Here is a 13,606-nt window from a genome sequence, read left to right as displayed (position 1 = left end):
CCGATGGCAGGAGAACGCCTCCGCAATCACCCGTCCGAGGGACCGTGGGCGATGGGTAGGCGTGCAATGCTCGGGGAACGGCTCGGCTCTGTCACCATCGACACACTCTGAGTGACCGGACTCGAGGGAGAGAAGGACCCCAGCGGGCCCGGACACCCCGAGTGCGTCCTGAGTGACTGGTCCGAGGCTCACCCCCGAACTTCATGAAGGGAACCGGACATGGGTCCCCATCCTGCGGTCGCGGCGATACGCCTGGCGGTCCGCCGCGTACTCCACGACGTACTGACAGACGTACAGCGCAGCACCGAGAACGACCCCGCACCCCCCGCGCACGAGCAGGCCCCGACGCCGCTCGTGCTCGTCGCATGCTCCGGCGGCGCCGACTCCATGGCGCTCGCCTCCGCGCTCGCCTTCGAGGCCCCCAAGCTCGGCATCCGCGCCGGCGGCGTCACGGTGGACCACGGCCTGCAGCCCGGTTCCGACCTGCGCGCCGCCGAGGTCGTCGTGCGCCTCACCGCGCTCGGGCTCGCCCCGGTCGAGTCCGTCGCCGTGCGCGTCGGCCGCGACGGCGGCCCCGAGGCAGCCGCCCGCGACGCGCGCTACGCGGCCCTGGACGCCGCCGCCGAACGGCACTCGGCCGCCGCCGTGCTGCTCGGACACACCCGCGACGACCAGGCGGAGACCGTGCTGCTCGGCCTCGCCCGCGGCTCCGGGATCCGCTCCCTGTCGGGGATGGCCGAGACCTCGGGGGTCGCCGGCCGTTACCGCCGCCCCTTCCTGCACATCGACCGGCAGACCGCCCGCAAGGCGTGCATGGTCCAGTCGCTGCCCGTCTGGGACGACCCGCACAACGCCGACCCGGCGTACACCCGCTCCCGGCTGCGCCACGAGGGCCTGCCCGCCCTGGAGAAGGCGCTCGGCAAGGGCGTCGTCGAGGCGCTCGCCCGCACGGCCCAGCTCTCCCGGGACGACGCGGACGCCCTCGACGCGTGGGCCGCCCAGGCCGAGGCCGGCGTGCGCGACGCGACCGGCCTCCTGGAGTGCGCCAAGCTCTACGCCCTGCCCCCCGCGGTGCGCCGCCGCATCGTGCGCCGCGCGGCCATCGAGGCGGGGGCGCCCGCGGGTTCGCTGTTCGCCCGGCACCTCGAAGAGGTCGACCGTCTGATCACCGGCTGGCGCGGCCAGGGAGCCATCAATCTCCCGGGCAAAGTCGTGGCTCAGCGGCAGGGTGGCAGACTGGTGATCCGGCAAGGCTGACGAGAGGCCCGTGTGCGTTGCGGGCCCCGTGGCCGGTGGGACGACCGAAAGTGATGCGGGTGGACGCGAAAGACATGGGCAGCGACCTTCAGTCGGTGCTCATCACCAAGGAAGAGATCGACGCGAAGCTGGCCGAGCTGGCAGCGAAGGTCGACGCGGAGTACGCGGGCAAGGACCTGCTGATCGTCGGCGTCCTCAAGGGCGCGGTGATGGTCATGGCGGACCTGGCGCGTGCGCTGTCCACCCCCGTCACGATGGACTGGATGGCCGTGTCGTCGTACGGCGCGGGCACCCAGTCGTCCGGCGTCGTGCGGATCCTCAAGGACCTGGACACCGACATCAAGGGCAAGCACGTCCTGATCGTCGAGGACATCATCGACTCCGGTCTGACGCTGTCCTGGCTCCTGTCGAACCTCGGCTCGCGCGAGCCCGCCTCCCTGGAGGTGTGCACGCTGCTGCGCAAGCCCGAGGCGGCGAAGGTCGCGATCGACGTGAAGTGGATCGGCTTCGACATCCCGAACGAGTTCGTCGTGGGTTACGGCCTCGACTTCGCGGAGAAGTACCGCAACCTCCCGTTCGTCGGGACGCTCGCCCCGCACGTCTACGGCGGCTGACGTCCCGTAACACCGCGGGCGGTACGCCGGGGAACCCTCACCCGTTTCCCTCCGTTGAAGCAAGCGAAGGCGGGATTGCCAGCAGTCCCGAGCGACTTCGGGTCACAATGCTGGGGTACCGTCCGAAGAACAGTCTTTATCAAACTCACTATGGCAGGAGGGACGGGGCGTCTTCGCTCCGTATGGATGGACGTGAAGCGATACTTCCGTGGGCCAGTCATGTGGATCGTGCTGGCCGTCCTTGCCGTGGTCGTGTTGATGCAGGTCGTCGGCTCGTCCGGCGGCTACAAGACGGTGGACACCGGCCAGGTCGTCCAGGCGATCAACGACAACAAGGTCGAGTCCGCAAAGCTCACCACCGGTGACGACCAGATCATCAAGGTCGAGCTCGTCGATGGCCAGAAGGTCAAGGGCAGCAGCAAGATCCAGGCGAGCTACATCGGCGACCAGGGCGTCGACCTCGCCAAGACCTTGCAGGCCAAGTTCGAGGACAAGAAGATCAAGGACGGTTACACCGTCTCGCCGTCGAAGCAGAACCCCTTCGTCGGCATCCTGCTCTCCCTGCTTCCCTTCGTCCTCATCGTCGTCATCTTCCTGTTCCTGATGAATCAGATGCAGGGCGGCGGCTCCCGGGTCATGAACTTCGGGAAGTCCAAGGCCAAGCTCATCACCAAGGACACCCCGAAGACGACCTTCTCCGATGTGGCGGGGTCCGACGAGGCCGTCGAGGAGCTCCACGAGATCAAGGAGTTCCTGCAGGAGCCGGCGAAGTTCCAGGCCGTCGGCGCCAAGATCCCCAAGGGCGTGCTCCTCTACGGCCCGCCCGGTACCGGCAAGACGCTCCTCGCGCGCGCCGTCGCCGGTGAGGCCGGAGTCCCGTTCTACTCGATCTCCGGTTCCGACTTCGTCGAGATGTTCGTCGGTGTCGGTGCCTCCCGTGTGCGCGACCTCTTCGAGCAGGCCAAGGCGAACGCCCCGGCGATCGTCTTCGTCGACGAGATCGACGCGGTCGGCCGCCACCGCGGCGCCGGCCTCGGCGGCGGTCACGACGAGCGCGAGCAGACGCTGAACCAGCTGCTCGTCGAGATGGACGGCTTCGACGTGAAGGGTGGCGTCATCCTGATCGCCGCCACGAACCGGCCCGACATCCTCGACCCGGCGCTGCTGCGCCCCGGCCGCTTCGACCGGCAGATCGCCGTCGACCGCCCGGACATGCAGGGCCGTCTGGAGATCCTCAAGGTCCACCAGAAGGGCAAGCCGGTCGCCCCGGACGTCGACCTCGGCGCGGTGGCCCGTCGTACGCCTGGTTTCACCGGCGCCGACCTGTCGAACGTGCTGAACGAAGCGGCGCTCCTGACGGCGCGCAGCGACAAGAAGCTGATCGACAACCACTCGCTGGACGAGGCGATCGACCGCGTCGTGGCGGGCCCGCAGAAGCGGACCCGGATCATGTCCGACAAGGAGAAGAAGATCACCGCGTACCACGAGGGCGGACACGCCCTGGTCGCGGCGGCCTCACCGAACTCGGACCCGGTCCACAAGATCACGATCCTGTCCCGCGGCCGGGCCCTGGGTTACACCATGGTCCTGCCCGAAGAGGACAAGTACTCCACCACGCGCAACGAAATGCTCGACCAGCTCGCGTACATGCTGGGCGGGCGCGCGGCGGAGGAGCTCGTCTTCCACGACCCGACGACGGGCGCGGCGAACGACATCGAGAAGGCCACGGCCACCGCTCGCGCGATGGTCACGCAGTACGGCATGACCGAGCGTCTCGGCGCGATCAAGTTCGGCGGCGACAACACCGAGCCGTTCCTCGGGCGCGAGATGGGGCACCAGCGGGACTACTCGGAAGAGGTCGCGGCCCTGGTCGACGAGGAAGTCAAGAAGCTCATCGAGACCGCGCACAACGAGGCGTGGGAAATCCTCGTGGAGAACCGGGACGTCCTCGACAACCTGGTCCTGGAGCTTCTCGAGAAGGAGACCCTCGGCAAGGAGCAGATCGCCGAGGTCTTCGCGCCGATCGTGAAGCGCCCGGCCCGCCCGGCGTGGACCGGCTCCTCGCGGCGCACGCCCTCGACCCGCCCGCCGGTGCTCTCCCCCAAGGAGCTGTCGCTGACGAACGGTGCGAACGGCGCCACCCCCGCGGTCACCGCGGGTACGGAGCAGCCCATCGAGGTGGCCCCGGAGGACCGCCCCGAGAGCTGACCCGCCTGCCTCAGCAGGCCCGGAATGGATGCCGCGCCCCCCTGGTTCTAGCCTGGGGGGCGCGGCTTGTTTCGTACGCCCGCACCCGGCACGCTCACACCCGCGCAGGCAGGCTCGGGAACGCACAGGAACGAGGCACAGATGACCGACCCCGTGACGCTCGACGGCGAGGGCTCGATCGGTGAGTTCGACGAGAAGCGGGCCGAGAACGCCGTGCGTGAGCTGCTGATCGCGGTGGGGGAGGACCCCGACCGCGAGGGACTGCGCGAGACCCCGGGGCGGGTGGCGCGCGCGTACCGGGAGATATTCGCCGGGCTGTGGCAGCAGCCGGAGGACGTGCTGACGACGACGTTCGACATCGGGCACGACGAGATGGTCCTGGTGAAGGACATCGAGGTCACCTCGTGCTGCGAGCACCACCTGGTGCCGTTCCGGGGCGTCGCGCACGTCGGCTACATCCCGGCCACCTCCGGCAAGATCACCGGCCTGTCGAAGCTGGCCCGGCTCGTGGACGTCTACGCGCGCCGCCCGCAGGTGCAGGAGCGCATGACGACCCAGATCGCGGACTCGCTGATGGAGATACTGGAGCCGCGCGGCGTCATCGTCGTCGTGGAGTGCGAGCACATGTGCATGTCGATGCGCGGCATCCGCAAGCCCGGCGCGAAGACCATCACCTCCGCCGTGCGCGGACAGCTGCGGGACCCCGCGACGCGCAACGAGGCGATGAGCCTGATCATGGCCCGCTGACCGCGGAGGGATCAGTTCCGGTCGTTTTGCCCCCAACTACCTTCCGGAAGACCGGAGTTGGTGGCGGAAAGCGATGGACGCACACGGGGATGGCCGAAAGACTGCGTGCATGACGAATACACGCAGTCACTCCCTTCCCACCCGCAACCTCGGCGGCCTGGAGGTCTCCGCCCTCGGCTACGGCGCGATGGTGCTCTCTCCGGGGGTGTACGGCGAGGTCGACGACGAGCGCGGCGAGCGCGCCCTCCTCGCGGCGGTCGACGCGGGCGCCAGGATCATCGACACCTCCGACGGGTACGGCGCCGACGGCCACAACGAACAGCTCATCGGCAAGGCCCTGAAGGGCCGCCGCGACCAGGTCGCGATAGCCACCAAGTTCGGCTTCCGGCTGCCGGAGGGCGTCGAGCCGCACCCCTTCCCGATCGGATACGCCTTCGGGGAGCTGGCGGTCAACGGCGACCCCCGGCACGTACGCGGCTACGCCGAGGCGAGCCTGCGCGGCCTGCAGACCGACTACATCGACCTCTACTACCCGCACTTCCCGGACCCGCAGGTGCCCTTCGAGGAGACCGTGGGCGCGGTCGCCGAGCTGATCGAGGCGGGCCTCGTGCGGCATCTGGGGCTCTCCAACGTGACGGCCGACCAGCTGCGCGCCGCGCACGCCGTGCACCCCGTGGCGGCCGTCCAGATCGAGTGGTCGATGTGGAAGCCGGCCGACCCGCAGATGCTCGCGGCGGCGCGGGAGTTGGGCGTCGGGCTCGTGCCGTGGTCGCCGCTGGGCGCCGGGTTCCTGACCGGCACGGTCGGCCAGGTGGCGGACGGCGACTTCCGGCAGAACGCGCCGCGCTTCGACGCGGCGAACCTGAAGGCCAACAACGACCGCTTCGCGCCCGTGCGGGGCGTCGCCGAGGAGCTGGACATCACCCCGGCCCAGCTGGCGCTGGCCTGGCTGCTCCACCAGGACCCGAACGTGGTGCCGATCCCCGGCAGCCGTACGCCCCGGCACATCGAGGAGAACCTCGCGGCGGCGCACGTGACGCTCGACGCCGACGTCCTCGCGCGCCTGGACCGGATCCTGGGCGAGACGCAGGTGGAGGGCGGCACGCTGCTGTAGCGGCCGCTGCGGGGCGGACGGGCGGGTCCCTGGGGCCGTGGGCGTGGTTACGCCGCCGGGGCCGCCGTCCCGCCGTCCTCGTCGTCGTCCTCGGGGAGCCGGCAGACCCGTTCCACGAAGAAGGCGACCGCTGTCACCGCGATGCCCATCAGGACCGAGAGCCCGGCGTACACCGCCTGGTCGCGGCGGCCCGGCATGTCGAGGAACTCCAGCAGGAACGCGCCCGTCCCCCCGTACATCCCGGCGACGGGCGCCGCGACGAGGGCGCTCGCCTGGGCCAGGACGACGGCCCGGGCGGCCATCATCGGCTCGACGCCCTTCGCGCCGGGGCGGCGCTCCCGCTGGGCGCGCAGGCGGGTACGGAGCGACAGCGCCGTCGCGAGCAGGACGACGGCGATGACCGCGAGCACGATGGGCGCGGCCAGCGGCACGCGCGGCAGCGTGCCGACGGAGTCCCACAGCCGGGCGCCCGACCAGGACAGCACGCCGGCCGCGAGGAAGAGGCCGACCAGCGTCCTGATGCGCAGTTGCTTCACGGGTGACCCTTCATCGGCTTGATTGCCTCGACCGACTTCTCCAACGTCTACTCCGGCAGTCGAAGTTCCAGGTCGGCGCGGGCGGCGACGCCCTCGCGGGTGACCGACTCCAGGAGCTGTGCCACCGGGCCGCGGCCGGGCAGCTGCGCCTCGGGCTCGACGTCGTGCCAGGGGGCGAGGACGAAGGCGCGCTCGTGCGCGCGCGGGTGGGGCAGCGTGAGCACCGGGTCGTCGGAGACGACGTCCGCGTACGCCACGATGTCCACGTCGATCGTGCGCGGGCCCCAGCGCTCGTCCCGTACCCGGTGGAACGCCTCCTCGACCGCGTGCGCGCGCTCCAGGAGCGAGGCCGGGGGGAGGGTCGTCTTCACCACGACGACCGCGTTGAAGTACGCGGGCTGGCTGTCGGGTTCGACGCCCCACGGCGCGGTCTCGTAGACCGGGGAGACCGCCTTGACCCGCAGGCCGGGGGTGTCCTCCAGGGCGTCGACGGCGCCCTGCAGCGTCTCCAGGCGGTTGCCGAGATTGCTGCCGAGGGCGATCACGGCGCGCTGGGGGTTGGACAGGGTGCTGTCGGCCGCGTCCACCTGCGCGACCACGGAGGTGGGCACCGGCTGGACGGTGGGGTCGCTCTGACCCGCTTTGAAGGGCGCAGTCATACTCGGCTCCGGGTGATGGTGACGGTCACGTCGTCGAACGGCACGGTGATCGGGGCGTCCGGCTTGTGGACGCACACCTCGACCTCCAGGACGCCGTCGTGCTTGAGACACGCCTGGGCGATGCGCTCGGAGAGCGTCTCGATGAGGTCGACGGGCTCGCCCTCGACGACGGCCACGACCTCCTCGGCCACGACCCCGTAGTGCACGGTCTTCGCCAGGTCGTCGTCGGCCGCGGCCGCTCGCGTGTCCAGACCAAGCACCAGGTCCACGATGAAGGTCTGGCCCTCTTCGCGCTCCCGCGGATAGACACCGTGGTGCCCGCGGGCCTTGAGGCCGCGCAGCGCGACACGATCCACGCGAATCACTCCTGCAATCGTCGGTATCGGCAGGCCTGCACCGAGTGCGGTCGGCACACCAGCCTCGATCGAATCTACCTGCGAGCACCGACAGCGTTTGCCCGCGGGGCCCGCGGACCGCCCTGGCGCAGGCCGGCCGAGCCGCGTTCCGGCCGCGGCTCATGGCTGGTAGCCGCCCATACCCGGCGGCCTGTGATCCCAACCACTTCTCGTCGCCTACCCACTCAGGAGGGTGGCTCGTCGTCCTCTTCGTCGTCAGTTTCGGCCAGGACGGGTGACGCGTGGTGCGACCACAGTTTCCAGCCGTCGGGGGTGCGCCGGAACAGGTTGGTGGCTACCACGAGCTGGCCCACGAGCGGTCCGAGCTCGCCGCCGGCCTCCGGGGGCGGGCCGCCGCTGAGGATGTTCTCGGTGCACGTCACCAGGGCGGTGTCGCCGGCCACGCCGACCTTCAGGTCGGTGAGGAAGAACTGGATGTACTCGGTGTTCGCCATGATCAGCGCGTACGACCTGAGGACCTCGCCGCGGCCCCTGAGGACGGGCCAGCCGGGGTGGACGCAGGAGACGGTGTCCCCGGACGTGGTCTCCGCCGTGCCGCCGTCCACCGTGTCGGCGAGGACGTTGTCGTCCGCGGTCTCGGAGGTCGAGGCCGTCCCGTCGGTCTCCGTGTCGGAGTCGAGCCACAGGTCGGAGACCGCGTCGAAGTCGCCGCGCTCCAGCGCTTCGTAGAAGGCGGTGTTGGCGAGCTCGACCTGCTCGACGTCGGTCTTGGCGGCGGTCACAGGTCGCCGCCCGCCGCGCCCGTCACGGCGCGGGCGACACGGACCGCGTCGGCCGTCGCCCGCACCTCGTGCACGCGGACCGCCCAGGCGCCCTGGTGGGCGGCGATGGCGGAGACCGCGGCGGTGGCGGCGTCGCGCTCGCGGGCGGGCGGCGGGGCGCCCTCGGGGCCCGCGAGGACCCGGCCGAGGAACCGCTTGCGGGAGGCGGCCACCAGGATCGGGTGGCCGAGGTCGTGCAGCCGGTCGAGGCGGGCGAGGAGCGCCAGGTCGTGCTCGGCCTCCTTGGAGAAGCCGAGGCCCGGGTCGACGACGACGCGCTCGGGGGCGATCCCCCCCTCGATGGCGGCCGCCACGCGCGCGTGCAGCTCGTCGACGACTTCGGAGACGACGTCCTCGTACCGCGGCCGGGCGTGCAGGTCGGTGAGGAAGCCGCGCCAGTGCATGACGACGAAGGGCGCGCCCGCGGCGGCGACCGCGGGCACCATGTGCGGATCGGCGAGGCCGCCGCTGACGTCGTTGACGAGGACGGCGCCCGCCGCGAGCGCCCGCTCGGCGACGGTGGCGCGCATCGTGTCCACGGAGACCGTGACGCCCTCCGCGGCCAGGTCCCGCACCACGGGGACGACCCGCCTGAGCTCCTCGTCCTCGTCCACGCGGGTGGCGCCGGGACGGGTGGACTCACCGCCGACGTCGACGAGGTCGGCGCCCTGCGCGACCAGGTCGATGCCGTGCTTGACCGCGGCCGTCGTGTCGAACCAGCGCCCGCCGTCGGAGAAGGAGTCCGGCGTCACGTTCACCACGCCCATGACCGCACAGCGGTCCCACTCCGGCAGCCCCTGGACCGATCCCCGCCCGCGCAACGTACTCATAGCTCCAGCCTAGGCCCGTGGGCGCGGGTGCTACGCCGCCTGGACCTCGCGCTCTGTCGCCCGGTGCGGGCAGGGGCGCTGCTGCGGGGGGCGCCGGCGCAGGAAGCGGGGGAGCGCGAGCGTCACGAAGCCCTCGGCCTGCATGGCGGCGAAGCCGATGCGGGGCAGGTCCTTGCTGGAGCGGTAGACGACGAAGCGGGGCTCCCAGCGGGGGCGGAACTTCGCGTTGAACTTGTACAGGGACTCGATCTGGAACCAGCGCGAGAGGAAGACCAGGAGACCGCGCCAGGCCCGCAGGACGGGGCCCGCGCCGATCTTCTCGCCGCGGGCGAGGGCCGCGCGGAACATCGCGAAGTTGAGCGAGACGCGCGCGATGCCGAGCTTCGGGGCCGCCTGCAGCGCGGCGACGATGAGCAGCTCGTTCATGCCCGGGTCGGCCGCGCGGTCGCGGCGCATGAGGTCCAGGGAGACGCCGTCCTTGCCCCACGGGACGAAGTGCAGGACGGCCTTGAGGTCGCCGTAGGAGCCGGGCTGCTCGTCGGCCTTGTGGGCGGTGGCGATCAGACAGTCGCCGTCGCCCGGGTCGCCGATCCGGCCGAGCGCCATGGAGAAGCCGCGCTCGGTGTCGGTGCCGCGCCAGTCGTCGGCCGCGCGCTGGATCCTGGCCAGTTCCTGCTCGCCGAGGTCACGGATGCGCCGTACGCGCGTCTCGTAGCCATTGCGCTCGATTCGCTTGACCATCTGGCGCACGTTGCGCATCGCACGCCCGGAAAGGGAGAAATCCGCGACGTCCACCACCGCCTCGTCGCCGAGCTCCAGGGCGTCAAGACCCGTCTCGCGGGTCCAGACCTCGCCGCCGGTCTCGGAGCAGCCCATGACGGCGGGCGTCCAGGAGTGCGCCTTCGCCTCGTCCATGAAGCGCTCGATGGCGCCCGGCCAGGCCTCGACGTCGCCGATCGGGTCGCCGCTGGCCAGCATCACCCCGGAGACCACGCGGTAGGTGACGGCGGCCTTGCCGCTGGGGGAGAAGACGACGCCCTTGTCGCGGCGGAGCGCGAAGTGGCCGAGCGAGTCCCGGCCGCCGTGCCGCTCCAGGAGGGCGCGCAGCCTGCTCTCGTCGTCCTCGGTGAGGCGCGCCGCCGGGTGCTCGGGGCGGAAGGCCAGGTAGATGGTGGTGAGGGCGGTCAGCATGCCGAGGGCGCCGAGGGAGAAACCGACGGTCCAGGACGTGCGTCCGTAGTAGTCGACCGGCCCCTCGAAGCCGAAGAGGCCGTACAGGACGTGCTCCAGGCGCTCCGTGATGCTCGGGTCGCCGATGACCTTGCCCGGGTGGACGCTGACGATCACCAGGCCCAGCAGGATCGAACCGGCTCCGAGGAGGACGAAGTTGGCCAGTGCCCGCCAGCGGCTGCGCGGATCGGGCAGCGCGGTGAACTCACTCCGATGGCGCAACAGGAGCGCGAACAGCGCGAGCGAGATCACCACGCCGATGATCGAGTGGCGGTACGCGAACTGCGCCGCGGCACCCGCGGGCAGCAGCACCACGGCGGCCCGCCAGGCCCGCCGCTTGTGCCGCCGCAGACCGTGCGCCAGCAGGAGCAGCAGGATGCCGGAGCTGAGCGCGAGGGCGGCCGCGAACGGGCCGAGCGCGCCGGGCAGCACCTCGGCGATGGCGTGCATGCGGCTGTGCCGGAAGCGGGGGAAGACACCTGCCGCGACGTTCAGCAGGCCGACGAGGGCGCAGGCTCTGGCGACGAGGGCCGGCACCGCCTCCGGCCGCGGACCACGCAGCAGTCGGCGGAGTCGGCTGTCGTGGTGGCGCACCTCACTGCCCGGAACCCCGCCCGACATTTCCCCATCTATCCTGACAGACATCGCATCCCGTAGTTCTGCGAGAGACCTTGATTTCCGGCGCCAAAACGGCATCCGGCAACATTGCGCCCTCTAGGACGGTCCTTCCGGGAGCCGGGTTCATTCCCGACCGGAAACCGATGGAAAAGCTCTGGCAAGCCCCCCGGCAGGCGCCGGCACGGTTCGGGCCCGGGTCCGGTCACGCCGGGGCAAGCGCCCGGCACAGGTAGAAAGCGCAGGCAGGAACACCCCATGGGTCTCACGAGCAACAAGATCCTCGGCCTTGCGGTCTTGCTGGCCGTACTGCTCTTCGTCGGCACCATCTGGCTCTGGCCACGGCTCGCCCGCCGCAGCTGGAAGGCGATCACCGGCCGCGTCGGGCTGCTCATCGCCACCCAGCTCGCGATATTCGCCTCGGTGGGCCTGGCCGCCAACCAGGCCTTCGGCTTCTACGCCACATGGGCCGACCTGTTCGGCCAGGAGACGGCGCCCGGCCTCGTGGTCGACCACGATCCGGCCAAAGGAGCCGGTCCCGTCAAGGTCGTCGACACCCAGACCGTGAACGTGCCGGGAGGCAGCAGGCCCGTCACCGGGGGCCAGATCCAGAAGATCGAGGTCAGCGGCGACCGGTCGAAGATCGCCAGCCCGGCCTACGTCTACCTGCCGCCCGAGTACTTCCAGCCGCAGTACAAGAACCGGAAGTTCCCCGCGGCCGTCGCGCTCACCGGCTACCCGGGCACCGCGGAGGCGCTCATCAAGGGCCTGCACTACCCGCAGACCGCCCACAAGCAGGCGGCCGACGGCAAAATGCAGCCGATGATCGTCATCATGATGCGGCCGACCGTGGCGCCGCCGCGCGACACCGAGTGCGTGGACATCCCCGGCGGCCCGCAGACCGAGACGTTCTTCGCCGACGACCTGCCGCGCGCCGTGTCCGACCACTACAGGGTGGGCGTCAAGCCGGAGAACTGGGGCATCATCGGCGACTCCACGGGCGGCTACTGCGCCCTGAAGCTCGCCATCCACCACCCGGGCACGTACGCCGCGGGGGTGGGCCTTTCCGCGTACTACAAGGCGCCCATCGACGTCACCACCGGCGATCTCTTCCAGGGTGACAAGGATTTGCAAAAGCGCGCCGACCTCATGTGGTACCTCGACCACATGCCGCCGCCCAAGACGTCGCTCCTGGTGACCAGCAGCAAGAAGGGCGAGGACAACTACCAGGACACTCAGAAGTTCATCGGCAAGGTGAAGGCGCCCACGCGCGTGTCGTCGATCACGCTCGACAGCGGCGGGCACAACTTCAACACCTGGCGCAGGGAGATTCCCGCGAGCCTGGAGTGGATGAGCAGCCGGCTCAGCGCCGACTGACGGCCCGGTCCACGCGGGCGGGGCCGGCGGCTCACTCCGTGCCGATGGCCGTCACCGACTCCAGCTCGACCTCCGCGCGCGCGATGTCGCGTGCCTCCGCCGCCGTCGAGCGGCGCAGCGCCTCGTGCAGCCGGGCCGGGGTGAGCACGCCGAGGAAGCGGCCCTCGCTGTCCTTGTCGATGACCGCGATCCACCCCGCGTCGTGTTGCAGCATCGTCGCGAACGCCTGCTTCAGGCTCGCGCCGACCGGGAGCCAGGCCTCCATGCGGCGGGCGTGCGCGCGCACCGAACCGCTGCCCACGCGCGCGTGCTCGGCGGAGATCCAGCCGTGCAGGTTGTTTTCGCGGTCCAGGACGACGGCCCAGCGGGCGTCGAGCTCCGTGGGCAGCGGGTCGTCCAGGTGCACCACGGGAGGCTGCTCCAGGTCGCCCTCCTCGATGGGCGTCACGGAGAGCCGCTTCAGGCCCCGGTCCGCGCCGACGAAGTCGGCCACGTACGCGTTGGCGGGGGCGCCGAGGACCGTCGACGGGGTGTCGAACTGCTCGATGCGCCCCTCGCCGTAGACGGCGATGCGGTCGCCGAGCCGGACCGCCTCCTCGATGTCGTGCGTGACGAAGAGGACCGTCTTGCGCACGGACTGCTGGAGCCTCAGGAACTCGTTCTGCAGGTGCTCGCGCACCACCGGGTCGACCGCTCCGAAGGGCTCGTCCATCAGGAGCACCGGCGGATCGGCCGCCAGCGCGCGGGCCACGCCGACGCGTTGGCGCTGACCGCCGGAGAGCTGCTCGGGATAGCGGCCGCCGAAGACCGACGGGTCGAGGCCGACCAGGTCGAGGAGTTCGGCCGCGCGTTCACGGGCCTTGTCGCGCTTCACGCCGAGCAGATGCGGGACGGTCGCCGTGTTGTCCAGCACCGTCTTGTGCGGGAAGAGGCCCACCTGCTGGATCACATAGCCGATACGGCGCCGGAGTTGCACGGGATCGATGCCGGATATGTCGTCGCCGTCGACGTATATCCGTCCTGCGCTCGGCTCGATGAGCCGGTTCACCATTTTCATGGTCGTCGTCTTGCCGCAGCCCGACGGGCCGACGAGCGTGACCAGTTCGCCCTCGGCGACCTCGAAGGACAAGTCGTCGACGGCCGTGGTGCCGTCGTCGTAGCGCTTGGTGACGTGCTCGAACCGGATCATGGTTCCCCATTGTGGAGGGCGGTGGCGGGCTGTGCGTTAAGGCCATGTTGCGG

Annotated in this window: 13 protein-coding genes; 6 read left to right on the top strand and 7 right to left on the bottom strand. The window is 70.8% G+C overall.

Annotation, left to right across the window (positions count from 1 at the left end):
* Window positions 1-219 precede the first annotated feature (219 nt).
* The 5 genes from tilS (at window position 220) to ACFYO9_RS26190 (ending at window position 5,940) form a co-directional block, all read left to right on the top strand.
* The gene (gene tilS / locus ACFYO9_RS26210; protein WP_358778485.1) at window positions 220-1,257 is read left to right on the top strand and encodes a tRNA lysidine(34) synthetase TilS; all 1,038 of its coding nucleotides are present in this window, start codon (window positions 220-222) and stop codon (window positions 1,255-1,257) included.
* 53 nt (window positions 1,258-1,310) lie between these two features.
* Window positions 1,311-1,871 carry a hypoxanthine phosphoribosyltransferase gene (gene hpt / locus ACFYO9_RS26205; protein WP_355811404.1) on the top strand — a complete coding sequence of 187 codons (561 nt, stop codon included), beginning with the start codon at window positions 1,311-1,313 and terminating at the stop codon, window positions 1,869-1,871.
* A 186-nt stretch (window positions 1,872-2,057) separates the two neighbouring features.
* Complete coding sequence (gene ftsH, locus ACFYO9_RS26200; RefSeq protein ID WP_355811099.1) at window positions 2,058-4,079, top strand: ATP-dependent zinc metalloprotease FtsH; 2,022 nt, start codon at window positions 2,058-2,060, stop codon at window positions 4,077-4,079.
* A gap of 141 nt (window positions 4,080-4,220) precedes the next feature.
* Window positions 4,221-4,826 (top strand): GTP cyclohydrolase I FolE, encoded by a 606-nt coding sequence (gene folE / locus ACFYO9_RS26195; protein WP_355811101.1) that lies wholly within the window; start codon window positions 4,221-4,223, stop codon window positions 4,824-4,826.
* Between the two features lie 109 nt (window positions 4,827-4,935).
* Window positions 4,936-5,940 carry an aldo/keto reductase gene (locus ACFYO9_RS26190; RefSeq protein ID WP_358778484.1) on the top strand — a complete coding sequence of 335 codons (1,005 nt, stop codon included), beginning with the start codon at window positions 4,936-4,938 and terminating at the stop codon, window positions 5,938-5,940.
* Window positions 5,941-5,987: 47 nt separating this feature from the next.
* Here ACFYO9_RS26190 and ACFYO9_RS26185 read toward each other — a convergent pair whose 3' ends face one another.
* The 6 genes from ACFYO9_RS26185 to ACFYO9_RS26160 form a co-directional block, all read right to left on the bottom strand.
* The gene (locus ACFYO9_RS26185) at window positions 5,988-6,476 is read right to left on the bottom strand and encodes a DUF3180 domain-containing protein (protein WP_355811106.1); all 489 of its coding nucleotides are present in this window, start codon (window positions 6,474-6,476) and stop codon (window positions 5,988-5,990) included.
* Window positions 6,477-6,523: 47 nt separating this feature from the next.
* Window positions 6,524-7,135: a 2-amino-4-hydroxy-6-hydroxymethyldihydropteridine diphosphokinase gene (gene folK / locus ACFYO9_RS26180; RefSeq protein ID WP_355811109.1), complete on the bottom strand. Its 612-nt coding sequence runs from the start codon at window positions 7,133-7,135 to the stop codon at window positions 6,524-6,526.
* Complete coding sequence (folB, locus tag ACFYO9_RS26175; protein ID WP_150217102.1) at window positions 7,132-7,491, bottom strand: dihydroneopterin aldolase; 360 nt, start codon at window positions 7,489-7,491, stop codon at window positions 7,132-7,134. Before folB ends, folK begins: the two co-directional genes overlap by 4 nt.
* A 224-nt stretch (window positions 7,492-7,715) precedes the next feature.
* Window positions 7,716-8,273, bottom strand: coding sequence for a nuclear transport factor 2 family protein (locus ACFYO9_RS26170; RefSeq protein ID WP_358709838.1), 558 nt, complete (start codon window positions 8,271-8,273; stop codon window positions 7,716-7,718).
* A complete protein-coding gene (gene folP / locus ACFYO9_RS26165; protein ID WP_358778483.1) occupies window positions 8,270-9,142 on the bottom strand; it encodes a dihydropteroate synthase in 873 nt (290 codons plus the stop codon). The genes ACFYO9_RS26170 and folP overlap by 4 nt, the downstream gene beginning before the upstream one ends.
* A gap of 30 nt (window positions 9,143-9,172) precedes the next feature.
* Entirely contained in the window at window positions 9,173-10,993 is a 1,821-nt protein-coding gene (locus ACFYO9_RS26160) for a phosphatidylglycerol lysyltransferase domain-containing protein (RefSeq protein WP_358778482.1), read from the bottom strand.
* A 252-nt stretch (window positions 10,994-11,245) separates the two neighbouring features.
* Here ACFYO9_RS26160 and ACFYO9_RS26155 point away from each other — a divergent pair, with 252 nt between their 5' ends.
* The gene (locus ACFYO9_RS26155; protein WP_355811120.1) at window positions 11,246-12,364 is read left to right on the top strand and encodes an alpha/beta hydrolase-fold protein; all 1,119 of its coding nucleotides are present in this window, start codon (window positions 11,246-11,248) and stop codon (window positions 12,362-12,364) included.
* A gap of 31 nt (window positions 12,365-12,395) precedes the next feature.
* Here the strand turns inward: ACFYO9_RS26155 and ACFYO9_RS26150 are convergent, their stop codons facing one another.
* Entirely contained in the window at window positions 12,396-13,553 is a 1,158-nt protein-coding gene (locus ACFYO9_RS26150; protein ID WP_355811123.1) for a betaine/proline/choline family ABC transporter ATP-binding protein, read from the bottom strand.
* Between the last annotated feature and the right edge of the window lie 53 nt (window positions 13,554-13,606).

It is taken from the genome of Streptomyces sp. NPDC005863 (assembly GCF_042871345.1).
Classification (GTDB): domain Bacteria; phylum Actinomycetota; class Actinomycetes; order Streptomycetales; family Streptomycetaceae; genus Streptomyces.
This window is presented reverse-complemented; position numbering and strand designations above follow the sequence as displayed.